Origin of the sequence: Streptomyces sp. CA-142005, assembly GCF_050942335.1 — a bacterium.
Taxonomy (GTDB): domain Bacteria; phylum Actinomycetota; class Actinomycetes; order Streptomycetales; family Streptomycetaceae; genus Streptomyces.
This window is the reverse complement of sequence record NZ_CP192078.1, coordinates 4,647,436-4,670,243: the sequence shown is the minus strand read 5'-3', so window position 1 is coordinate 4,670,243 and position 22,808 is coordinate 4,647,436. Positions and strand designations below refer to the sequence as shown.

The window sequence follows — 22,808 nt, the reverse complement described above, 5'->3', positions numbered from 1 at the left end:
CGCCCGCTTCTCGGCCAGTGTCGTGCTGGAGCGAGGCGAGTCAAGGGCGCTGCGTTCCGCTGCGCTCCACTCCGCGTCGGCTTCGCTGATGGCCCTCCGGGCCACCCTTGACACACCTCGCTCCAGCACGGGTGAGAAGCGAGCGGGCAGCCCGGGGAAAGTGGCCGGCTCGGGCGTGCCGGTACCTTGGGTCGGCTGCGTTCGCGCCCTGCGCTGAGGAGGGCGCGGTCGCGTCTCGCATGCACGCCGGGAGGGGGCGGCGGCTTGCGGCCGGTGGGTGGTGGGTGGCGGTCGGTGGTGGGTGGTGGGTGGTGGCCGGTGGGTGGTGGGGCGCCCGCGAGGTGGTTGTGTGGAGGGGTTGGCAGATTTGTTCCACTTGGCCGTGCTGGATGCCCCTGAATTTCGGGGGTGTGTCTGGGGGAGGTGGAACGGATCTGCCAATCGCGGAAGTCTGGGGCTGGGCCGGGACCGCGCTGGCGGTTGGGCGGCGATCTAGACCTTCGAGGCCTGCTTCCAGTCCTGGGCGAGGAGACCGAGGAGCACCTCGTCGAGGAACTCGCCCATCACCCAGGCCGAGGAGCGCAGCAGGCCTTCGCGGACGAAGCCGTTGCGCTCGGCGGATCGCAGCATCGCGGCGTTGTCCGAGAGTGTCTCTATCTGCAGCCGCTGGAGGCCGCGCACGACGAAACCGTAGTGGCACAGCACCGCGACCACGTCGGTGCCGTAGCCCTTGCCGCGGGAGGACGGCAGTAGTCCCAGCCCGATGTGCGCGGACCGGTTGTGGTTGTCGATGCCCCACAGCACCGCGGTGCCGACCAGGGTGTCGCCCTCCAGCTCCACCACGGAGAACTGGACGCGGCCCTGTTCCGTGTCGTCCACCACGAGGCGCGGATCCTTCGAGCCGGGCGTGATCGGTCGCCACGGCCCGCCCTCGGCCCGCGATGAGTTGACCACGTCGTCGTAGAGCTCGGCCCGCAGGATCGGGATGTCGTCCTCGTGCCGGGCCCTGAGTCCGACCTTGCTGCCTCTAAGCATGCGAGCTTCCTATCCGGCCGGACCGACCGGCGGCAAACCAATAAGGGGTCGGCTCGGTTGGCCCCTCATCGCCTCATCGCCTCAGCGCGGCCAACGTACGTTCGACCTCCCCGACCACCCACTCCACCCGGTGGAAGACGTCCTCCGCGCTGAAGCGGAGCAGGCTGCGGACCTCGGGACACTGGAGGACCTGGTTGAAGCGGGCGATGTCCCGGCGGTGGGCGTCGCGGGTGCCGTGGTAGGCGTACCCCTCGATCTCCACGGCCAGCCCCTCCGGCCGGAACAGGAAGTCGAGGTAGCGGCGGCGGCCGTCCGGGGTGCGGACCTCGGCCTGGGTCTCAGGCCGCAGCCCGGCGTCGAGCATGCGCAGGCGAGCCACCGTTTCCGCCGGTGACCCCGCCTGAAGATCGACGATCCGCAGCCAGTCCCGGGCCCGGGCGGACCCCAGCAGCGGGGCTTGGAGAGCGAGGGAAACAGCGGCCGGGGTGGTGACAGGCGGTCGGCGCCGCCCGTCGACCCGGCGGTAGGTCAGTGCCGACTCCACGGCCACGACGGCGTCGTCCATCGGCCCGGACCGGAGCAGGTCGGCGAGAGTTCGAGGAACCCTCGTGACGCGCAGCCCCGCCCACTTCACGGTGTCGCTCTGTGGAAGGGGAATCCGGTGAATGCGGACATCGGCGAGACCCTGCCGGGCCCTGAGCGCCGGGTCGGTGAATTCAAGGCAGTCCGGCGGTCCTGTCGCAAGCGTCTCGATCTGCCACAGCCGAGCCGCCGCCCGGTGACTCACCACGAGCCCCGGCTTGAGAAGTTGCGCCGCCCTCAACCGCAGGAGGAGCCCGACCTCCTGCCCCGGCTCCGCCCACGCCCCGCTTCTGATCCGGGTCCACCCCTCCGACTCGAGCCGCCGAGACAGCGAGACCCGAGGCCACCCCGCCGCCACCGCCCGCGAGGTGAGCAACACCCCGCCCTCCACAAGCCCCCCAAGCTCACACCGCCCCACACCCCCACTCTGCCCGAACCCCCGCCCTGCCCCGCCCCCCTGTGGATAACCCCGGCCGCCGGCTAGGCGGAAGGCGAGATGGGCAGATCGGTTCCACCGGTGGACCGGCCGACCTGGGTAAATGGCACAGTGCCGTGGAACGAATCTGCCAATCTCCGGTTTGGAGGCTCCGGACACACCTCGGCCGCGACGGCTCCCCCTCGGCGCCGTCGCGGCCGGTCCCCCGTGCGGGAGGTGGCTCAGCTGGGGTCGGACGTGATGTGGGTGTTGTCCGGCGTCACCGTGCCGTCGGCGGCCACGGCCTCGGCGTCGGTGATGTGCGTGTTGAGCGGCGTGACCTCGGTGCCGGCCTCGGCGTCCGTGATGTGGGTGTTGAGCGGCTTGACCGCGGTGCCGGCCTCGGCATCGGTGATGTGCGTGTTGTCCGGCGTGACGACCGGCTCGTCCTTGATGATGTCGCTCATCGGGTGCTCCCCTTAATTGCGTTCAGCTGTGGCGGGCCCATCCGGACACTCCCCCGAGTGTGGCCGGATGGGCCGCTGGAGCCGCCCACTCTAGATCGCGAGTACAGCGGTCTCACCGGCTGGTCCGTCTGCCCCCCGACACGACGGCCCGGTATCCATGAGACTGCCGCGGGGCGATAAACGATCGATGAACGCCGCGACAGCGCCCGGATCAGGCAGCGGCGGCTGGTGCCAGAAGCGCTTGGACTTCCGCCGCCTCCGGGGAGTTCAGCGCTTCGTAGATCTCCAGGGCCTCGCGCCAGCAGACCTGCGCCCGGCCCGTGTGCCCGATCCCGTTCAGCGCCTTCCCGAGTACGGTGAGCACGTTGCCGCGCCGCCACTCGCCGCCGATCTCCTTGAGCGGGGTCAGGGCCATCTCGGCGTTGGCTGCGGCCTGGGCCGGTCGTTGGGCGAGTAGGTCCACCTCGGCGAGCCGGAAGAGGGTCATCCCTTCCCACAGGCGCTGCCTGCTGGCCCGGAAGACGATCAGCGCCTGGCCCAGATGGGCACTGGCATCGGCCAGTTGCCCGCTCTTACCGAGGGCCAGTCCGAGGGCGTAGTGTCCGTTGGCCGCCTTCAGCGAGTGCCCGAGCTGCTCGTACGTCTCCGTGCCCTGCCGCGCGAGATGCACCGCGCTGTCGGCCCGGTCGGTCTGCAGGTGCAGGCGCGAGAGGTTGCAGAGTGCCGCTGCCGCGCCGGAAAGGTCGCCGCAGTCACGGAAGTCCGAGATGGCACGCTCCAGGTATGCCTCACCCTCGGCGTAACGGCTCTGGTAATAGGCGAAGATGCCGAGGATGTTCGCGGCCCAGCAGCATGGCAGGGGGTCGTTGGCAGCCTCCGACAGGGCGAGGGCCCGTTGTGCCTCCTCATACGCCTGAGTGAACTGCCCCGACCAGTGGCGCGCGTTGGCCAGTACCAGGATGGCCCGGCCTTCGGCCCGTATGTCGGATGCAGCGTGGGAAGCGCTGCGCAGGGCCGCGCCGGCCGCCTCGTACTCCTTGAAGTTCGCTCCCGACTCCGCGAGGTCGACCGCCGCCCACAGCAGATCGACGGCGCGCCGCAGCGTCGCACCGCCCGACGACTGCCGTACGCAGGCCAGAAGCGGCACGGCCTCGGAGTAGAGCCAGTCCTGTGCGGCGCGACGGTCGGTGAAGACCAGCCCTGGGACACCGGTCTTCTCCAAGTGATCCACCAGCCGGTCCCCCGGCCGCTCCATCGCATAGACCTGGGCCGCCGTGGCCAGGTAGAAGTCCAGCAACCGCGACATCGCAGCCTCCCGCTCGCTCGGCGGCTGCTCGTCCCTCTCCGCGCAGGCACGCGCGTAGAGCCGGACCAGGTCGTGGAAGCGGTACCGCCCGGGTGCCGCCGACTCCAGCAGTGACGTGTCCACCAGGGATTCGAGGAGGTCCTCGGTCTCCTCCGAAGGGAGGTCCAGGACCGCCGCCGCGGCCGCCAGCGAGATGTCCGGACCGTCCGCAAGGCCCAGCAGGCGGAACGCGCGGGCCTGGGACGGCTCCAGCTGGCCGTATCCCAGCTCGAAGGTCGCCTTCACCGCCAGGTCACCGGCCTGCAGTTCGTCCAGCCGGCGGCGTTCGTCCGCGAGCTTCGCCGCCAGGACCGAGACCGTCCAGGTCCTGCGCGCCGCGAGGCGGGAGGCCGCGATGCGGATCGCCAGGGGGAGGAAGCCGCAGGCCGCCACGACGTCCAGGGCGGACTCGCGTTCCGCCGCGACCCGTTCCTCGCCCACGATCTTCGTGAAGAGGGCGAGGGCCTCCTCGGGGGACATCACGTCCAGGTCCACCAGATGGGCCCCGGCCAGGTCGACCATGCGGACGCGGGACGTCACCAGGGCCGCGCAGCCCTCCGTGCCGGGCAGGAGAGGGCGTACCTGGGCCGCGTCCTTCGCGTTGTCCAGCAGCACGAGGACACGGCGTCCGTCGAGCACCGAGCGGTAGAGCGCCGCCCGTTCGTCCAGGGAGTCCGGGATCGCCGAGTCCGCCGTGCCCAGCGCGCGCAGGAACGAACCCAGTACCGTCTCCGGTTCCGCCGGGCGGGGACCCGCGCCCTGGAGGTCCACGTAGAGCTGGCCGTCGGGGAAGGCCGCGCGGGCCCGGTGGGCCACGTGTACCGCGAGCGTCGTCTTGCCCACGCCGCCGATGCCGGCCAGTGCCGACACCGCCATCACCCGGCCCCCGGCGTCGGGGGACTCCGAGGCCGAGGACAGCACCTCGCTCAGTTCGGAGACGAAGGACGTACGGCCCGTGAAGTCGGGGACCGAGGCCGGGAGCTGAGCCGGGCGGACGGCCACCACGGACGGCTCCGTCGCCGGGGAGGACGGCTCCGCCAGGGCCGGGTCGGCCTGCAGGATCCTCTGCTGCAGGTCCCGCAGGCCGGGGCGCGGGTCCACGCCCAGTTCCTCGGCCAGCAGGCGGCGGGTGTCGGCGTAGACCGCCAGGGCCTCCGCCTGCCGTCCGCTGCGGTACAGGGCCAGCATCAGCAGCTCGCGCAGCCGCTCCCGCAAGGGGTACGCGGCCGTCAGCGCCGTCAGCTCCGAGACCGCCTCCGCGTGGCAGCCCTGCTCCAGGTCCATGTCCAGGCGGGATTCCAGCAGGCCCAGGCGCCATTCCTCCAGGCGGACCCGCTGGGTCTCGGCGTACGGGCCGGGGACGCCGGCCAGGACCTCGCCGTCCCAGAGGGAGAGGGCCCGGTTCAGCAGCTCCCGGGCTCGGCACAGGTCGCCGGCGGCCCGTGCCTTCTCCGCCTCCGCCGCCAGGTCCTGGGCGACCGCCAGGTCCAGGGCGCCCTCGGCCGGCACCCGCACCGCGTACCCGCCGGACTCGCTGAGCAGCACGCCGGGGGGCAGGACCTTGCGCAGGCGGGACGCGTACGTGCGGACCGCCGCCAGTGCCTGCGACGGCGGCTCGGCGCCCCACAACGCGTCGATCAGCTCCGCCGCCGTCGCCGTACGGCCCTCGCGCAGCAGCAGGGCCGCCAGCAGGGCGCGCTGCTGGGGCGAGCCCATGCCGATCTGCTCCTCGCCGCGCCAGGCCCGCACCGGACCGAGCACGCCGAACCGCAGCGCCTCCTGCTCCGTGACGGTCACGGAGCCGGAACGCCGCTGCTCAGGCACTCGCGGCCCACCGTCCATGCGTTCGTCCCCCTCGGCATCACGAACAACCCCGTCAGTTTGCCTTGTTCCGGGCGGTTGCGTCAGCCGTGGGAGACGCCGATCACAGGGCGGTGCAGCGCGGCACACAAACCCCTCACACCCTCTTCGCAAGCGATCACGGGCATTCAGGAGCTGACGGTACGTCAGATAAGCGCTACCGTGAGGGACATGGAGACCACACAGTTCCCGCTGATCATCTCCGTCGACGACCACACCGTCGAGCCCGCCCGCGTCTGGCAGGACCGGCTGCCGAGGAAATACCGGGACATCGGGCCCCGGATCGTGCGCGCCCCGCTGAAGGAGATGACCTTCCTCGGCGGGCGTTTCAAGCCCGTCATGGGCGAACCCGGCAGCACCGAAGGGCCGCTCGGCGACTGGTGGGTCTACGAGGATCTGCGGCGGCCCCTCACCCGGCTCGACACCGCCGTGGGGTACAGCAGGGACGAGGTCAGGCTGGAAGTCATCACGTACGAGCAGATGCGGGTCGGGTCGTACGACGTGGCCGCCCGGCTCGCCGACATGGACGTCAACCATGTGCAGTCCGCCCTGTGCTTCCCCACCTTCCCCCGCTTCTGCGGGCAGACGTTCACCGAGGCCGCCGACAAGGAGCTCGCCCTGCTGTGCGTGCGCGCCTACAACGACTGGATGGTGGAGGAGTGGTGCGGGGCTCAGGCGCAGGGGCGGCTCATCCCGCTCACCCTCATACCCCTGTGGGACGCCGAGCTGGCCGCCGCGGAAGTACGGCGCAACGCCCGACGAGGGGTACGGGCCGTCGCCTTCTCCGAGATACCCCCGCACCTCGGGCTGCCGTCCGTCCACAGCGACGACTGGGACCCGTTCCTCGCCGCCTGCGACGAGACGGGCACGGTCGTCGCCATGCACATCGGCTCCAGCAGCCGTATGCCCTCCACCTCCGCCGACGCCCCGCCAGCCGTCGGCTCCACCATCACCTTCGCCAACTGCTGTTTCTCGATGGTGGACTGGCTGATGAGCGGGAAGTTCGAGCGTTTCCCGAATCTGAAGGTGATGTACGCCGAGGGGCAGATCGGCTGGATTCCGTACATCCTCGAACGCGCCGACGTGGTGTGGGAGGAGAACCGGGGGTGGGGCGGGGTCGCGGACAAGGTCCACCGGCCGCCGTCCGAGCTCTTCGCCGACCACGTCTACGGCTGCTTCTTCGACGACGCCTTCGGGCTGAGGAACCTCGACTCCATCGGCCTCGGCAACGTCCTGTACGAGACCGACTACCCGCACTCCGACTCCACCTGGCCCAAGTCCCGCGAGGTCGGCGAGGCCCAGATGGGGCACCTGTCGGCGGACGTCGTCGAGCGGATCGTCCGGGGGAACGCGATCGAGCTGCTGGGGCTGACGGAGGACGGGCTGTGGTCCTGGGGCGGCGCTGGTTAACGATCCGGAAACTCCTGCCGTCTTCCAGGGCAACCCTGCAGCCGCCAGGGGAGTCGTACCGGCGGCGGAGTGGGATCTTGACTCCTCCGTTGGGCAGCTGCTCTTTCACTGCAGGAGTTGGGTTCCACATGAGCAAGCGCAGGTTTCGTTCTCGCCTCGGACTCGTGGCCGCCGTGGCCGTCGCCGGAGCCGTTGTCGGCCCGGTGAGCGCGCACGCGGCCGGTACGGTGAGTGCCGGGGCGCAGAGCGTGCGGGCCGACTTCAACGGCGACGGGTACGTGGACCTCGCGGTCGCCGCCTCGAGGGGCACCGTCGGCGGGCACAGCCGGGCGGGGTACGTGAGCGTCGTGTACGGCTCCTCGAAGGGGCTGGACACCACGCACCGGCAGGTCATCAGCCAGGACACGGCCGGCGTACCCGGCGTCGCCGAGACCGACGACTGGTTCGGCTGGGGCCTGGCCCTCGGCGACCTGGACGGCGACGGGTACGCGGACCTGGTCGTCGGCGCGAGCGGCGAGGACATCGGGACCATAGATGACGCGGGCACCGTGACCGTCGTCTGGGGCGGGAAGGCGGGGCTGTCCGGCGGCAAGGTCGTGGCGACCGGCGGCCCGCTCGGCCTGGTCATACCCCGGCACGTCACCGTCGGCGACTTCAACGGGGACGGTCACCTCGACGTGGCCACGGACAACCGCCTGCTGACCGGTCCGTTCACCCGCACCGCCGGCGCCGCGGCGTCCGCGGACATCGCCTTCGACGTCAGCTACGAAGACCCCGGCTTCGTCATCGACGACGTCGCCGCCGGGGACGTCGACCACGACGGCATCACCGACCTCGTCGGGCTCGTCCACACCCCCACCGAGGAGGGTCCGCCGGGCGCCGCCTATCGCGTCGCCTACCTCCACGGCACCGGGCAGGGTCTGAGCGCCCCGGTCGTCCTGAAGCAGACCGACGGCACCAACGTGCCCGGCGGCTCCAGCCTCGGCATCGGTGACGTGAACAAGGACGGGTACGCCGACCTCGTCATCGGGCGCCCCGTCGACGGCCACGGTGAGGAGTCCGTGGACCCGGCGCTCCTCGGCGGGCAGGTCGGCGTGGTGTACGGCTCGGCGAACGGGCCCGACCCCTCCCGTACGACGGTGATCAACCAGGACACGGCGGGCGTGCCCGGAGTGTCCGAGTACGGCGACGACTTCGGCTTGGGCATCTCCGTCGCGGACGTCAACGGCGACGGGTACGCGGACGTCGCCGTCGGCTCCCCGGGAGAGGACGTGGGCACGGTCACCTCGGCGGGCGCCGTGGCCGTGCTGCGCGGCGGCGCCTCCGGCCTCACCGGCGGCGGCGCCGTGTCCTTCAACCAGAACACCACGGGTGTGCCCGGTACCGCCGAGAAGAACGACCTCTTCGGCGGGCGCACCGCGCTGGCCGACACCAACCACGACGGCCGTGCCGAGCTGTACGTCTCCGCGTACGGCGAGAACACCTACGACGGCGCCGTCTGGGCCTTCCGCTCCACCAGCACCGGCCCGACCGCCTCCGGCTCGGTCTCCTTCGGGCCCGCCAGCCTCGGCGCGCCCGTCACCGACGCCCGCTTCGGCGACGGCTTCGCCCGCTGACCCACCCCACGGGCCCTCTCCCGGACGGCAGCCCCGGCGGACATGTTCCGCCGGGGCTGCCTCTTGTCTGACGAGGCGTCAGCCACGACGATGTGCGAGTCACATCCGATCTGACGGGTCGTCAGTCATGGATCGTCAGTCAGACAAGGGGGTCGTCGTGCCCGTCCCGTCCGAGGAACGCCTCTCCTACGGCATCCAGCTCCCCATCCAGTCCCAGAGCACCCTCTACGCGGAACCCTGGGAAGCCGCCGCCGGCCCCGCCGACCTCGTCGAGATCGCCCGCGCCGCCGACCGCGCCGGCTACGCCTACGTCGCCGCCTGCGACCACGTGGGCGTCCCGCGCCGGCTCGCCCCCGCCATGGGCACGGTCTGGTACGACCCGGTCGCCACCCTCGCCCACCTGGCCGCCGTGACCGAGCGGGTGCGCCTGCTCAGCCATGTGGCCGTCGTGGGGCTGCGGCACCCGCTGCTCACCGCCAAGCAGTACGCCACCCTCGACCATCTCTCCGGCGGCCGGCTGGTCCTCGGGGTGGGGGCCGGGCACGTCCGGGAGGAGTTCGAGGCGCTCGGGGCGGACTTCGAGCGGCGGGGGGCCGTGCTGGACGAGACGATCGACGCGCTGCGGGCCGCCTTGGGGGCGGAGGAGTTCCCCGAGCATCACGGGAAGACCTACGACTTCCAGGGACTGGGACAGCGGCCCCGGCCCGCGCAACCGTATGTCCCCCTCTGGGTCGGCGGCTCCTCGCCCGCCGCCGTGCGCCGGGCCGCCCTCAAGGGGGACGGCTGGCTGCCGCAGGGGGATCCGCGGGACCGGCTGCCCGCGCAGATCGCCCGGATCCGGGAGCTCCGGGAGCGGGCGGGCATCGAGGCGGCCTTCACCGTCGGCGCCATCACCGAGCCCCTCTACCTCGGCCGGCCCTCCTGGGACGTCGGCCGCCGCACCCTCACCGGTGCCCCGGACGCCCTCGCCCAGTCGCTGCGGGCCTATCGGGTGATGGGCGTGCACCAGATCCAGGTGCGGTTCCGCTGCCGGAGCCGGGCCGAACTCACCGACCAGATCACCGCCTTCGGGGAGCAGGTCGCCCCCCACCTCGGCTAAGGAGTGTCATGGGCAAGCTGGACGGACGCGTCGTCATCGTCACGGGCGCGGCGCGTGGACAGGGTGAGCAGGAGGCGCGGCTGTTCGTCGAGGAGGGCGCGAGGGTCGTCGTAGCCGATGTGCTCGACGACCAGGGTGAGGTCCTCGCCAAGCGGCTGGGCGCGCTCTACGTCCACCTCGACGTGGGCAGGGAGGTCGACTGGGCCGGTGCCGTGGCGGCGGTCAAGCGGGCGTACGGCCGTATCGACGGGCTCGTCAACAACGCCGGCATCCTGCGGTTCAACTCCCTCGTGGACACGCCCCTCGACGAGTTCATGCAGGTCGTGCAGGTCAATCAGGTCGGCTGCTTCCTCGGTATGAAGACCGTCGCGCCCGAGATGGCCGACGGGGGCACGATCGTCAACACCGCCTCGTACACCGCGCTGACCGGGATGGCCGCCGTGGGGACGTACGCCGCCACCAAGCACGCCGTCCTAGGGCTCACCCGGGTCGCCGCCCTGGAGCTGGCGGCCCGGCGGATCCGGGTCAACGCGATCTGCCCGGGCGCCATCGACACCCCGATGTCCAACCCGGCACGGCTCGACCCGGACGCCGACCCGGAGGAGATGAGCCGGGCCCTGGACGAGCTGTACCGCAAGCTCGTGCCGCTCGGACGGGTCGGGCAGCCGGAGGAGGTGGCGCGGCTGGCGCTCTTCCTCACCTCGGCGGACTCCTCGTACATCACCGGGCAGCCGTTCGTGATCGACGGCGGATGGCTGGCGGGGGTCAGCGTTATCTGAGTGACCGTCAGCTATTGACGGTCGCGGCGGCCGATGCGACAGTCGGCCGACAAGAAAGATCTGACGGAGCGTCAGAAGAGACTGGGGACGGTGAACCGCCTTGGAATTCGGGCTCTTTGTACAGGGATACGTGGGCAAGCGCGCCGAGACCGACCCGCTGGCCGAGCACAAGGCGCTGATGGAGGAGACCGAGTACGTCATCCAGGCGGACAAGTCGGGCTTCAAGTACGCCTGGGCCTCCGAGCACCACTTCCTGGAGGAGTACTCGCACCTGTCCGCCAACGACGTCTTCCTGGGATATCTGGCGCACGCGACGGAGCGGATCCACCTGGGGTCGGGGATCTTCAACCCGCTCGCCCAGGTCAACCACCCCGTGAAGGTCGCCGAGAAGGTCGCCATGCTGGACCACCTCAGCGAGGGGCGCTTCGAGTTCGGCAGCGGGCGGGGCGCCGGCAGCCACGAGATCCTCGGGTTTCTGCCGGGGATCACCGATATGAACCACACCAAGGAGATCTGGGAGGAGACCATCGCCGAGTTCCCGAAGATGTGGCTCCAGGACGAGTACGCCGGCTTCCAGGGCAAGCACTGGCAGCTGCCGCCGCGGAAGGTCCTGCCGAAGCCGTACGGGAAGTCGCACCCGGCGATGTGGTACGCGGCCGGCTCCCCGCCGTCGTACGCCATGGCCGCGCGGAAGGGGCTCGGCGTGCTCGGCTTCAGCATCCAGAAGGTGTCCGACATGGAGTGGGTGCTGGAGCAGTACAAGACCGCGGTCGTGGACGCCGAGCCGGTCGGCGACTTCGTCAACGACAACGTGATGGTGACGACGACCGCGATCTGCGCACCGACGCACGCCGAGGCGATCGAGATCGCGGTGAACGGGGGCCTGCACTATCTGCCCTCGCTGGTGTTCCGGTACCACGACACCTTCCCCCGGCCCGAGGGGTTCCCCGTCTGGCCGGAGACGCTTCCCCCCTACACGCCGGAGTTCGTGGAGCTGCTCGTGGAGGAGGAGCTGCTCATCTGCGGTGACCCCGACGAGGTGCTGCGGCAGTGCAAGCGGTGGGAGCAGGCGGGCGCCGACCAGCTGAGCTTCGGGCTGCCGGTGGGGGTGCCGAAGGAGGAGACGCTGCAGACGATCCGGCTGATCGGGGAGCACGTGATTCCCAAGATCGACACGGATCCGGTGCATCGGACGTCCAGGTTCCGTCAGGCCGTCTGAGGGGGTTCCGGGCATGTTGGACCATCTCGTCAAGGGCGCGTCCGTCGTCGACGGTACGGGTGCCCCCGCCTTCACCGCCGACGTCGGCATACGCGGCGGCCGTATCGCCGCCGTCGGAGAGATCACCGAGGACGCCCGCACCACCGAGGACGCCCACGGCCTGGTCCTCGCCCCCGGCTTCGTCGACCCCCACACCCACTACGACGCCCAGCTCTTCTGGGACCCGTACGCCACCCCTTCCCTCAACCACGGCGTGACGACGGTCGCCGCCGGCAACTGCGGGTTCACCCTCGCCCCCCTGAACCCCGCTCGCCCCGAGGACGCCGACTACACGCGCCGGATGATGTCCAAGGTGGAGGGGATGTCCCTGGTGGCGCTGGAGGAGGGGGCGCCCTGGAGCTGGCATTCCTTCGGGGAGTACCTGGACGCCCTCGACGGGCGGATCGCCGTCAACGCGGGGTTCATGGTGGGGCACTGCGCGGTGCGGCGGTACGTCATGGGGCCTGCGGCGGTCGGGGGGCAGCCGGGCCAGGAGCAGCTCGCCGCGATGCTGCGGCTGCTGCACGAGGCCATGGACGCGGGGGCCTGGGGGCTGTCCACCACGCAGTCCGGCACGCACTCGGACGGGGACGGGCAGCCGGTCGCGTCCCGGCACGCGCGGCCGGCGGAGCTGCTGGCCCTGTCGAAGGCCGTCGGCGAGCACGAGGGGACGCAGATCGAGGCGATCGTCGCCGGCTGTCTGGACCAGTTCAGCGACGACGAGATCGATCTGCTCGTGGAGATGAGCGCGGTCGCCGGGCGGCCGCTCAACTGGAACGTGCTCACCGTCGACGCGGCCGTTCCGGAGCGGGTGCCGCGGCAGCTGAGCGCGAGCGAGCGGGCCCGGAAGGCGGGCGGGCGGGTGGTGGCCCTCACCATGCCGATCCTCACCCCGATGAACATGTCCCTGGGCACGTTCTGCGCCCTCAACCTCATCCCGGGCTGGGGGCCGGTCCTCGGGCTGCCGGTGCCGGAGCGGATCGCCAGGCTCCGTGACCCCGCCGTCCGGGCGGAGATGCTGCGGCGGGCCCGGTCGAAGGAGGCGGGCGTCTTCCGGCGGCTGGCGAACTTCGGGCGGTACGTCATCGGGGACACCTACAGCGAGGCCAACCGGGGGCTCACGGGACGGGTCGTACGGGACATCGCCGAGGAGCGGGGGCAGGACCCGTTCACCTGCCTGGTGGAGATCTGCGCCAACGACCGGCTGCGGACGGTGCTGTGGCCGATGCCGACCGACAACGACCCGGCGTCCTGGGCGCTGCGCGCCGAGACCTGGCAGCACGAGGACGTGCTGCTCGGCGGCTCCGACGCGGGCGCGCACCTGGACCGGATGTGCGGGGCGCCGTACACCACCCGGTTCCTCGGGGACTGTCTGCGCGGCCGCCGGCTGGTCGGGCTGGAGCAGGCGGTGAAGATGCTGACCGACGACCCGGCGCGGCTCTTCGGGCTGCGGGAACGGGGCCGGGTGCGGGAGGGCTGGCATGCGGATCTCGTCCTCTTCGACCCGGAGCGCATCGACGCCAGTCAGGCCCGGCTGGTGCACGACCTGCCGGGTGACAGTCCGCGCCTGGACTCCCGGGCGATCGGGGTGCGGGCCGTGTGGGTCAACGGGGTCGAGACGATCCGGGACGACGTGGTGACCGGGGCCGTACCGGGGAAGGTGCTGCGGTCCGGCACCGACACGCGGACGGTGAGCACCCGGTGAAGGGGCAGCGGCTGTTCGTCGGCGGGGAGTGGGTGGAGCCGGACGGCGGGCACTACCCCGTGACCGACCCGGCCACCGAGGAGACCGTCGGCTGGGCGCCGGAGGCCTCGCCGGAGCAGGTGCGGGCGGCCTGCGCGGCGGCCCGGGAGGCGTTCGGGGCGTGGTCGCGGACCCGGCCTGAGGAGCGGGCGGCGGTGCTGGGCCGGGCGGCGGACATCATCCGCGGCCGCCTGGACCCCTACACCGAGCTGGCCCGCGCGGAGACCGGCGCGACCACGGGGACCGCCCGGGCGATGCAGGTCGGGGTGGCCGCCGCCCGCTTCCGGCGGTACGCGAGCGTGGAGCCCGCCGAGTGGGCGATCGCACCGCAGATCAACGAGGCCGGGCCGATGGGGCGGGCCGCGGTGATGGGCGCGCTGGCGGTACGGCAGCCCGTCGGGGTCGTCACCTGCATCACCTCCTACAACAACCCGTGGGCCAATGCGGCCGGCAAGGTCGCGCCGGCGCTGGCCATGGGCAACACGGTGGTCGTCAAGCCGGCCCCGCAGGATCCGCTGTCCGTCTACCGGATGGCCGAGGCCCTGGAGGCGGCCGGGGCGCCGCCGGGGGTGGTGAACGTCGTCTCCGGGCGTGCCACGGACGTGGGCGAGGCCGCGGTCGCGTCCCCCGACGTCGACATGGTCAGCTTCACCGGCTCCACGGCCGTCGGCCGGCGGATCGGGGAGGTGTGCGGGCGGGAGATGAAACGCCGGCTCATGGAGCTGGGCGGGAAGGGCGCGGCGGTGGTGTTCGACGACGCGGACATGGGCTCCGCCGTCGCCGGCATCGGCACGACCTTCTCCTTCTACAGCGGGCAGATCTGTACGGCACCGACCCGGGTGCTGGCCCAGCGGGGGGTGTACGAGCGGCTGGTGGAGCAACTTGCCGCTCATGCCCGGAGGCTGAAGGTGGGAGACCCGAGGGAGGCGGACACGGTCGTCGGGCCGGTGATCTCGGCGGAGCACCGGGCGCGGGTCGAGTCCTACGTCGAACTCGGCCGGAAGGAGGGCGCGTCGGTGGTCGCGGGCGGCGAACGGCCTTCGCTGGAGCGGGGTTTCTACGTCTCGCCCACCCTCCTCGCCGACTGCGCCAACGACATGCGGGTGGCCCGTGAGGAGATCTTCGGGCCGGTCGTCGTGGTCGTCCCGTTCGACGACGAGGAGGAGGGAATCGCCCTCGCCAACGACTCCGAGTACGGGCTCGTCGACTACGTCTGGTCCGGCGACGTGGCCCGGGCCTTCCGGGTGGCCCGGCAGCTGCGGGCCGGCGGCGTGGGGGTGAACACCGTCGGCCGCAACATGGAGGCGCCGTTCGGGGGCTTCAAGAGGAGCGGGGTGGGGCGGGACGTGGGCGTGTACGCCCTGCACGCGTACAGCGAGGTGCAGGCGATCGTGTGGCCGGGGTGAGGTCACGGTCCCGGGGGCCTGCAGATCGAACACGGCCGGGCTCGCGCACGATCACCAGGACGTGCGCGGGGCCACCCGCGACCGTCGCTCAAGGGCTGTTCCGGCGAGCGGGGCGGGCTGTGACCTCCGCGGCCCGGCGCCATCACGAGGTCCGTGCCGTCGGGGAAACGGATCCTCACGTCTCCAGATCCACCCGCACCGTCAGCAGGTCCGTGCCGAACGCCCGGACCGCGGCGCTGTTGAAGCGGGGCAGGGCGCGCAGGCGGGCCACCGGGTCGTCGTCGGGGAGGAGGTGGGCGGTGCCGTGGTGCCAGCGGCCGGCGAGGCGGACGCGGACCCTCGGGTCGGCCTGGATGTTGCGGACGTACTGGGACTTGTAGCCGAACTCGGAGACCAGCCAGAAGGAGTCGCCGACCTTGCGGCCGCCCACCGGCGTCTGCCGGGGCAGGCCGGAACTGCGGCCCGTCGTCTCCAGGAGGGTCTGGAACGGCAGCCTCCGGTTGAGCGGGTTGGCGATGTGCCGCTGGAAGGCGGTCACCAGGCGGTGCTTGCGGTCTGCGGGGGCTGACATACGGGTCGCTCTCCTGGTCCGACGGCACGGTGTCGTGGCGGGATGGTGTGTCGGCTCGGTGCGGGGCGTGTGAATCCCCCAACGCTCCGCCGGGTGTCGCGTGTTAGCCTCCCGCGCAGTTGTGATCATTTCAACGGGGGAGCCTGATGGGCGCGTCTTCGGACGGCTACACGGTCAAGTCCGGGATGTCCGGACAGGCGAAGGATCTGGACGCCGCGGGCGACGACGCGGGCAAGATCCGCGAGGCCGTCCAGCCCGGCATGTGCTACATGGACGACGCGCTGGGCGGCCCGGACGCCGCCGCGGCGTTCAACGCGTACGCCGCCGCCTGGGAGGCGGAGGTCAAGGCCCTGGAATCGGCGCTGCACGAACTGGCCGACAAGGTACGGCTGTCGAAGGGGGCGTACGCCGGCAGCGACGGCCTGGTCGACACCAGCGTCCGCGGCGTGCGGGTCGGCGACGGCTCCCTCAGCACCCTGCCCGCCCCGGCCGGTGACGGCTACGTCTCCACCATGCCCGCCCACGGCACCCGCCCGTCGGCGCTGGCCGACTACTGAGGGAGCGGCGCGCGATGACGGAGTCCACGGGCGAGCGCCGCAAGCGGCTCGGCGACCTGTGCCACGACATTTCCACGGCCGGCAGCAAGAACGACCTGATCGACGCCATCAACGACGCGCTCGCCGTCTCCGCCCCGGTCGGTGACACGGCGACGCTGGAGTTCCTGGGCAAGCTGTACCAGAAGCAGGACCTCGAGGACCTCTGCAAGCGCATCGACAGGGTGGCCAAGAAGGGCCTGCCGGACGTCTGGGCCGGGAACACGAGTGTCCTCGCCTCGGACGCGGTGGCCGCCGCCGGGCGGGCCGCCGGGGCGGTGGGCCGGGCCTTCTACGGCGGCGGACAGGCGCTGCTCACGTTCGCCGACGCCCTGAAGGACGCCAAGAGCCAGGACGGCGACGGGCGGGAGACGCTGCACGAGGCACTCCGGATGCTCGGCGGCAAGGACGGCTGGTTCGACGACCTCTACGAGGACGACGACGAGGAGGCCGTCCGGCTGAACGCCCGTTCCCTCGCCTCCCTCGGCGTCGGCGACATGCACAAGGCCGCGATCGCCGCCGACGACGCCGCCCACGCCGTCGCCAGGGACCTGAACAAGTGGGTCTCCGAGGCGCGCATCCGCAAGCTGGGCACGGGCAACCTGACCGCCGTCGACAAGCTGATGCTGGCCGAGACCAGCGCCGTCGACGGCGACCCCGTGCTGAACGAGATCCTCACCGCGCACGACCTGGAGCGCGCCGGCCGGCGCATGGACCGGCTGAGCGCCGCCGACCGGGCCGCCATGGACCGGATGCTGGCCGGGTCGGACAGCCCGCAGGAGCGGGCCTATCTGATGAAGGCCCTGGCCGCCGGGCACAGCGTGACGGAGATCGAGCAGTTCCAGGGCAAGATCCACGGGCACGACCCCGAGTGGCTGCGCAGGCATCTCACGCCGGTCGTCACCGCCGTGGACAGCATGGACGACGAGGGCCTGGCCCCCGACGGCTCCAACAACAACAAGGACTACGTCACCTTCGACGGGCAGCGGTGGATCCAAGGCGGCGACGGCTCGGAGGGCACCTGCGTGGCCTCGTCCACCGTCACCGCCCGCGCCATGGTCGACCCCCTCTACGCGCTCGACCTCACCGGCGGCCACAGCGGACAGGAGGACGACCCCGAGGCCTTCAAGCGGCGCCTGGTGGCCGAGCAGCACCGGCTGCACACGGAGGGCGACGGCGGTGACCACTGGGAGGGCATGGGCCCCGACGGGCAGGAGCACATCGCCGACACCACCATCGGTGCCGCCACCGGCGACGACTACCAGCGCCACGATCTGGACGGCGCCGCCGACCGCAGGGCGGTGCTGACCGATGTCGAGAAGGCGGTCGCGGACGGCCGCCCGGTCCCCGTCGACGTCAAGGGCAAGGACGGCGCCCATGCGATGACCATCATCGGCCAGGAGGGCGACAAGCTGCAGATCTACAACCCCTGGGGCTCGACGACCTGGGTCAGCGAGAACGACTTCATCAACGGACACATGGGCAAGGCAGCGGACAGTGGACTCAACGACGCGTACAGCGTGTACCTCCCGACGGCGCAGTAGGCCGGGCCAGAGGCGCCGGGGCGGGACGGCGGGCGGCGTCGTCGCGGCGGTCGCGCTGCTGACGCTCGTCGCGGGCTGCGGGTCGGGCACCGACGAGCCGGCCGCCGTCGCCCACCCCACCGACGAACCCCGCATCACCGCGAAGGTCGGGGAGCGCTTCACGCTCACCGTCCACCAGAACGCCTCCACCCGTGAGCACTGGTACCTGTCCGACCCCGGGCCCGACGCCCGTGTGGTCCGCGAGCGCGGGCGGCACAGCACCTCGGACTCCGGTGACAAGCACCTGGCCGGCGCCGGCAGCAGCCTCACCTTCACCTTCGAGGCCACCGGCAAGGGCAGCACCCGGATCGTGCTGACCCACTGCACGTTCGCCACCACGTGCGACGAGGACGGCGGCGGCACCCCGGCCACGGCGTCGACCGCACCGTACCGGCAGTCCGCGCCGAAGCGCGTCACCTACACCGTCACCGTCCGCTGAGCCGGCCGACACCACCGACACCGGAAACATGAACCCCGTATCGAACCCCGCCCCGCATCCCCCGGACCGCACCGACGACGAGCTGGCCCGGCTCGACATCCCCGTCATGCTCCGCTACGGCCTCACAGCTCCGCCCGGCCCCCGGCGCACCGCCCTGTTCGGCGACGGCGCCGTGGGCGCGGCCGTGCTGCTCGACCGTCTCGGCACCCAGCCGCGCTCGGTGGCCTTCCTCGCCGACACCGTCCGGGCCGGTGGCCTCGCCTACGCCGCCGGGCTCGCCGAGCCGCTGCCGCGCCCGGAGGCGGCGGCTGTCGTACGCGACTGGCTGGCCGCCGGCACCGAACTCGCGGCCGGTGTCGCCGCCGACGACACCGCCGCCCGCTGGCTGCGCGCCGTCGCGACGGTCATCGAACTGCGCCGGCTGACGAGGACCGCACGGAGCTGACCGGCCGCCGTCTCGTGCCGCGACTCGGCGCGCACAGACGCCGCGCAGGAAGGCGCCGTACGCCACTCGGCCGTGCCCGAGCCCGCCTAGCCGTCCCCGTCCACCAGCCAGTTGCCGTGGAAGCCGAACGGCACCCGGGCCGGCAGGTGGATCACGGCGACCGGGGGTGCGGTGAGGTCGTCGGCGTCCAGGACCGCCAGGTCGCTGCGGTCGGTGGCGGCGTCGTACACGTACGTCATGAGCCGGCCGGGGCCGCCGGGCGTGCCGTCGGCGGGGGCGAAGGCCGCCTCGCCGGGGGTGCGGCCGGGCCCGAAGTCGTGGGCGGTGACGGCCCCGGAGGACAGGTCGTAGCGGATCAGGCAGGTGCCGCTCGTCATGTGCCCGTGTCCGGCGGCGAGTCCGGTGAGCCGGTCGTCGACGCGCGGGAACTCGCCGGTCCGGTCGTCGATCTGCTCCTCGCGGACCGTCCCGGCGACCGTGTCGATGGTCCACTTCCACAGCACCGCCCGCTGCTCCCGGGTCCGGCCGTGCGCGTCGCGCCGCCACAGCTCCGGGTAGCGCATCACGTGCAGCACGATGGTGCCGTCCGGCGCGTCATGGGCGTTGAGGGTGTGGAAGACGTAGCAGGGGTCGACGGCGAACCAGCGGACCTCGCCGCGGGGGTCGTCGCGGCGCAGCACGCCGAGCCGGGCGCCGTACCCGTCGTCCCACCGGTACGGCATCGTGCCGCCGACCAGGGCGAGTTCGACGTCGAAGACGACCGGCAGGTCCATGAAGACGACGTGCCCGGCGGTGAGCGCGAAGTCGTGCAGCATGGTCGGCCCCGGCACCTCGATCGGCCGGCTGAACACCAACTCGCCCGTGGCGTCGGCCCGGTGGTAGGTCAGGTGGGTGGGCTCCAGCATGCCGGAGCCGAAGAAGTGGAGTTCGCCGGTGGCCGGACAGGTCTTCAGGTGGGCCGTCATCGCGGTGGTGAGGCGGCCGTCGAAGTCGTACGGCCCCTCGGTGTCCAGGTCGCGGGTCAGCTCGTAGGGCAGGGTGGTCTCGACCAGGGCGAGGGTGCGGCCCGCGTGCCGGACGACGTGGGTGTTGGCCGGTCCCGCGGTGAGGTCGCGGCGGCCCCGGTCGTCGTACAGCCGCGCTCCGTCGGCCAGTTGGCTCGTGCGGACCCAGCGGTTGCGGTAGGAGACGGCCCGCCCGCCCTCCAGGCGCACCCCGTGGACCATGCCGTCGCCGAAGAACCAGTGCCCGCAGGCGGCGTCGGCCGGGTTCGGGCCGTTGCGCAGGTACCAGCCGGTCAGCTCGGGCGGGATCGTGCCGGTCACCGGCAGGTCGTGCGCGGTGAGTTCCTCGGTGACCGGGGCGTAGTTGCCGGACAGGTGCTTCGGGGCGGCGGTCACCGGGCCACCTGCCCGGCGGCCCGGGCCTTCGCCTGGACGTGGGCGACATAGCGGACGGTGAAGAGCATCGGGACGGCGAAGCCGGCGATCTGGACGACGGTCGCGGGCGTCGAGTGGGCGCTGCCGGAGTGGGCCAGCACCGCGAGGACGACGGCGGTCAGGGCGAAGGCGGCGGTCCACACGGACGTGATGACGACGTTGACCCGGATGAAGGGCCTCAGGCCCCAGAGCTCGCGCGGGGTGGTGCGCTTGGCGATGCCCAGGGTGAAGGGCCGGCCGACGGCCAGCGAGAGGCCGGCGATGACGGCGAGGGTGCCGGAGGAGAGGGCGGCGGAGTAGTCGTGCACGCCCGAGTGCGGGTCGGCGAAGGCGATGGCCGCGAGGACCGCGAAGAAGACCGCCGAGCCGGCCTCGATGACGAGGGCGTCGAAGCCGGCGCCGGAGCGCATCTCCTGGACGATGATCCCCACGGCCACCACCAGGGCGGCCAGGGCGCCCCACTGCCAGTCCCCCGAGGGGATGACGGCGAAGACGATCCACGGCAAGAACGTGCGCAGGTACGACATGGGTTCCCCCGGTGAGTGTGTGTCCTGGTCTCGACATGTCAAAAGTAGAAGGTCCGGTCTCGACATGTCAACAGTGGAATGTAGGATGGGGGCATGAGTCTCAGACACGCCCTCCTCGGCCTGCTCTCGGACCGTCGCGCCAGCGGGTACGACCTGCTGAAGACGTTCGAGACCTCGCTGGCCAACGTCTGGCCCGCGACGCAGAGCCAGATCTACACCGAGCTGACCAAGCTGGCGGGCTCCGGGCTGATCACGGTGGCCGCCGAGGGTCCGCGCGGTCGCAAGGAGTACGAGATCACGGACGCGGGCATGGCGGAGCTGCGTCACTGGCTGACCGAGGTCCCTCCCCAGCGGGTCATCCGCAGCGACATCCTGCTGCGCGTCTTCTTCCTCGGCGTGCTCAGCCCCGAACAGGCCCGCGCCTACCTGACCGACCTGACCGCCATGTCCCAGGCCGGATACGACCAGCTGCGGCGGCTCGCCGACTCCATCGACTGGGACGAGGGCAACCTCTCGGTCCACGGCCGCATCGCGCTGGAGTACGGCCTGCGCTTCAACGCGATGCGGCGCGAGTGGGCCGAGTGGGCGGCCGAGCAGATCAGATAGCCCCGAGGAAGATCGGGTTGGTGAAGGCGGCGAGCGCGCCCGGCACCGGCCCGGCCGCCGTCTCGTGCCGCAACTCGGCGCGTACGTACGCGGCGTAGGCGGGCGTCGTACGCCACTCGGCCGTGCCCGAGCCGGACACCGGCAGCGGATCGCCGGTGAACAGCACACCCTGGTCGGTGACGAAACGGATCGAGCAGCGCGGGGCGCCCGAGACCTCCAGCCGGACGGTCACGGGGGTGTCGGCGGCCACGGACAGCCGCTCGCCGATGCCCGCCTGCTGTCCGCGCCCGCCCGTCACCGTGAAGGCGAGGGTCACGTTCTTCGACTCGGCCACGTAACTGCGTCCCGCGCGGATGCCTTCCTGGATCGCCTCCCGGGTCAGGTCGTCGGCGAGGACGACCGTCTGGGGCATGCCGACCGCGTCCGGATCGCGGTGGGCGTCGCTGTTGCCCATGGCCGGGAGCCAGGGCCGCCCCTGCCGCACGGAGGCGACCAGCTGGTTGTCCCAGTCGGCCAGCGTCACCTCGTCGTCCGGGGTGTAGGGGCCGTTCCACACCTCCACGGCGTCCGCCTCGCCGAAGCCGAACTTCCAGCCGCAGCCGACGCAGGTGGCGTGCGGGTGGGCGGGGACGACCAGACCGCCGGCGCGGCGGATGTCCCGCGCGAAACGGGCCCAGCGGTTGTCCCGGGCCCGGTAGCGCCAGTCGACGAACGTGCCGGGATCGGTGCCGAGCGCCAGCACGTGGCCGTTGCGGGTGGTGACCTCCTCGCCGAGCATGACCAGCAGGTCGTCGCCGGCCTGGTCCGCCCAATGGGGGTGCGCGGAGTGGGTGTTGTGGTCCGAGGAGTTGATGAAGTCCAGGCCCGCGGCCCGCGCGAGCGCCGCGATCTCGGCCGGGGTGCGGCGGCCGTCGGAGTACCAGGAGTGCAGATGGCAGTCTCCCCGGTACCAGGCCCGGCCCCGGCCCTTGGCTCGGGACGGCGGATACACCGGCCGCGGGGTCTCGCCCGCCTCGCCGTAGGTCAGCGTGATCGTCAGCTCGTAGCTCAGCCCCTGGGGCGCCACCGTGTAGGGGCCGAGTGCCACGTACCAGGTGCCCTCGCGCACCGGGCCGGGGATGTAGCCGGGCGTGGCGTCGTCGGCGCGGACGAAGAACTCGGTGCGGGCGCCGCCCGACCAGCCCCTGAAGCCCCGGCCGCCCAGCTCGGTGCCGCGCTCGTCGAAGAGGCCGATGTCGAGGGCGTTGCCCTGGGTGCCGCCCGGGACCGAGGGCCTGTCGTAGGTGTAGGAGACCTTGATCTCCCGCACGCCGGCGGGGACTTCGACCGGCACGTACACGAAGTCGGGGGAGCCGGGCGGCAGGGTGCCGCGAACCGACCGGGTTTCCTGCTGCTGACCGTCCGCCGCCGCGAAGCTCACGCTTCCCAACGTAAGGGCAGCCGCGGCGCCCGTCACGAACAGCGCGCGTCTGCCGATGTCATGAGTGTGACCGTGCGTGTCTTCAGCCATGGCGGTCACTCTCGCGTCCGCGCGTTAACGCTCCTGAACGACAGGGCGAGTGGCGTCCGACGGCTGTCGTGCGCGCGGC

The 22,808-nt window shown here is 72.0% G+C and carries 20 protein-coding genes; 12 read left to right on the top strand and 8 right to left on the bottom strand.

Annotated features, from left to right (window positions below; genetic code table 11):
• Positions 1–492: 492 nt before the first annotated feature.
• The 4 genes from ACQPXS_RS21865 to ACQPXS_RS21850 form a co-directional block, all read right to left on the bottom strand.
• Complete coding sequence (locus ACQPXS_RS21865; RefSeq protein WP_433451001.1) at positions 493–1,035, bottom strand: GNAT family N-acetyltransferase; 543 nt, start codon at positions 1,033–1,035, stop codon at positions 493–495.
• 73 nt (positions 1,036–1,108) lie between these two features.
• The gene (locus tag ACQPXS_RS21860) at positions 1,109–1,600 is read right to left on the bottom strand and encodes a hypothetical protein (RefSeq protein ID WP_433451000.1); all 492 of its coding nucleotides are present in this window, start codon (positions 1,598–1,600) and stop codon (positions 1,109–1,111) included.
• 674 nt (positions 1,601–2,274) lie between these two features.
• On the bottom strand, positions 2,275–2,499 hold the full coding sequence (locus tag ACQPXS_RS21855; protein ID WP_351805642.1) for a hypothetical protein: 225 nt from the start codon (positions 2,497–2,499) through the stop codon (positions 2,275–2,277).
• A 211-nt stretch (positions 2,500–2,710) separates the two neighbouring features.
• Positions 2,711–5,686, bottom strand: a complete 2,976-nt coding sequence (locus ACQPXS_RS21850; RefSeq protein WP_433450999.1) for a BTAD domain-containing putative transcriptional regulator — start codon at positions 5,684–5,686, stop codon at positions 2,711–2,713.
• Between the two features lie 189 nt (positions 5,687–5,875).
• Here ACQPXS_RS21850 and ACQPXS_RS21845 point away from each other — a divergent pair, with 189 nt between their 5' ends.
• From ACQPXS_RS21845 to ACQPXS_RS21815, 7 genes are all read left to right on the top strand, one after another.
• Entirely contained in the window at positions 5,876–7,114 is a 1,239-nt protein-coding gene (locus ACQPXS_RS21845; RefSeq protein WP_433450998.1) for an amidohydrolase family protein, read from the top strand.
• A 128-nt stretch (positions 7,115–7,242) separates the two neighbouring features.
• Positions 7,243–8,730 carry an FG-GAP-like repeat-containing protein gene (locus ACQPXS_RS21840; protein WP_433450997.1) on the top strand — a complete coding sequence of 496 codons (1,488 nt, stop codon included), beginning with the start codon at positions 7,243–7,245 and terminating at the stop codon, positions 8,728–8,730.
• A gap of 127 nt (positions 8,731–8,857) precedes the next feature.
• Positions 8,858–9,829: an LLM class F420-dependent oxidoreductase gene (locus tag ACQPXS_RS21835; RefSeq protein WP_433450996.1), complete on the top strand. Its 972-nt coding sequence runs from the start codon at positions 8,858–8,860 to the stop codon at positions 9,827–9,829.
• A gap of 8 nt (positions 9,830–9,837) precedes the next feature.
• Entirely contained in the window at positions 9,838–10,608 is a 771-nt protein-coding gene (locus ACQPXS_RS21830; RefSeq protein WP_433450995.1) for an SDR family NAD(P)-dependent oxidoreductase, read from the top strand.
• Between the two features lie 100 nt (positions 10,609–10,708).
• A complete protein-coding gene (locus ACQPXS_RS21825; RefSeq protein ID WP_351805654.1) occupies positions 10,709–11,827 on the top strand; it encodes an LLM class flavin-dependent oxidoreductase in 1,119 nt (372 codons plus the stop codon).
• A 13-nt stretch (positions 11,828–11,840) separates the two neighbouring features.
• Entirely contained in the window at positions 11,841–13,571 is a 1,731-nt protein-coding gene (locus tag ACQPXS_RS21820) for an N-acyl-D-amino-acid deacylase family protein (RefSeq protein WP_433450994.1), read from the top strand.
• Positions 13,568–15,016: an aldehyde dehydrogenase family protein gene (locus ACQPXS_RS21815; RefSeq protein ID WP_433450993.1), complete on the top strand. Its 1,449-nt coding sequence runs from the start codon at positions 13,568–13,570 to the stop codon at positions 15,014–15,016. The genes ACQPXS_RS21820 and ACQPXS_RS21815 overlap by 4 nt, the downstream gene beginning before the upstream one ends.
• A gap of 175 nt (positions 15,017–15,191) precedes the next feature.
• Here the strand turns inward: ACQPXS_RS21815 and ACQPXS_RS21810 are convergent, their stop codons facing one another.
• Positions 15,192–15,587: a nitroreductase/quinone reductase family protein gene (locus tag ACQPXS_RS21810; protein WP_365327446.1), complete on the bottom strand. Its 396-nt coding sequence runs from the start codon at positions 15,585–15,587 to the stop codon at positions 15,192–15,194.
• Positions 15,588–15,733: 146 nt separating this feature from the next.
• Between ACQPXS_RS21810 and ACQPXS_RS21805 the strand changes: the two genes are divergently transcribed.
• From ACQPXS_RS21805 to ACQPXS_RS21790, 4 genes are read left to right on the top strand one after another with little or no spacing between them, the layout of a single operon-like run.
• Positions 15,734–16,144: a hypothetical protein gene (locus ACQPXS_RS21805; protein ID WP_433450992.1), complete on the top strand. Its 411-nt coding sequence runs from the start codon at positions 15,734–15,736 to the stop codon at positions 16,142–16,144.
• Between the two features lie 14 nt (positions 16,145–16,158).
• The gene (locus ACQPXS_RS21800) at positions 16,159–17,724 is read left to right on the top strand and encodes a peptidoglycan-binding protein (RefSeq protein ID WP_433450991.1); all 1,566 of its coding nucleotides are present in this window, start codon (positions 16,159–16,161) and stop codon (positions 17,722–17,724) included.
• On the top strand, positions 17,678–18,202 hold the full coding sequence (locus ACQPXS_RS21795; RefSeq protein WP_433450990.1) for a protease inhibitor I42 family protein: 525 nt from the start codon (positions 17,678–17,680) through the stop codon (positions 18,200–18,202). The genes ACQPXS_RS21800 and ACQPXS_RS21795 overlap by 47 nt, the downstream gene beginning before the upstream one ends.
• A 28-nt stretch (positions 18,203–18,230) precedes the next feature.
• Positions 18,231–18,647, top strand: coding sequence for a hypothetical protein (locus ACQPXS_RS21790; protein ID WP_433450989.1), 417 nt, complete (start codon positions 18,231–18,233; stop codon positions 18,645–18,647).
• An 86-nt stretch (positions 18,648–18,733) separates the two neighbouring features.
• Here ACQPXS_RS21790 and ACQPXS_RS21785 read toward each other — a convergent pair whose 3' ends face one another.
• Both ACQPXS_RS21785 and ACQPXS_RS21780 read right to left on the bottom strand, forming a co-directional pair.
• The gene (locus ACQPXS_RS21785) at positions 18,734–20,047 is read right to left on the bottom strand and encodes a carotenoid oxygenase family protein (RefSeq protein ID WP_433450988.1); all 1,314 of its coding nucleotides are present in this window, start codon (positions 20,045–20,047) and stop codon (positions 18,734–18,736) included.
• Positions 20,044–20,613: a hypothetical protein gene (locus tag ACQPXS_RS21780; RefSeq protein WP_433450987.1), complete on the bottom strand. Its 570-nt coding sequence runs from the start codon at positions 20,611–20,613 to the stop codon at positions 20,044–20,046. Before ACQPXS_RS21780 ends, ACQPXS_RS21785 begins: the two co-directional genes overlap by 4 nt.
• Positions 20,614–20,706: 93 nt before the next feature.
• Here ACQPXS_RS21780 and ACQPXS_RS21775 point away from each other — a divergent pair, with 93 nt between their 5' ends.
• Complete coding sequence (locus ACQPXS_RS21775; RefSeq protein WP_356304147.1) at positions 20,707–21,219, top strand: PadR family transcriptional regulator; 513 nt, start codon at positions 20,707–20,709, stop codon at positions 21,217–21,219.
• Here ACQPXS_RS21775 and ACQPXS_RS21770 read toward each other — a convergent pair.
• Positions 21,212–22,729, bottom strand: coding sequence for a CehA/McbA family metallohydrolase (locus ACQPXS_RS21770; protein ID WP_433450986.1), 1,518 nt, complete (start codon positions 22,727–22,729; stop codon positions 21,212–21,214). The genes ACQPXS_RS21775 and ACQPXS_RS21770 overlap by 8 nt on opposite strands.
• Between the last annotated feature and the right edge of the window lie 79 nt (positions 22,730–22,808).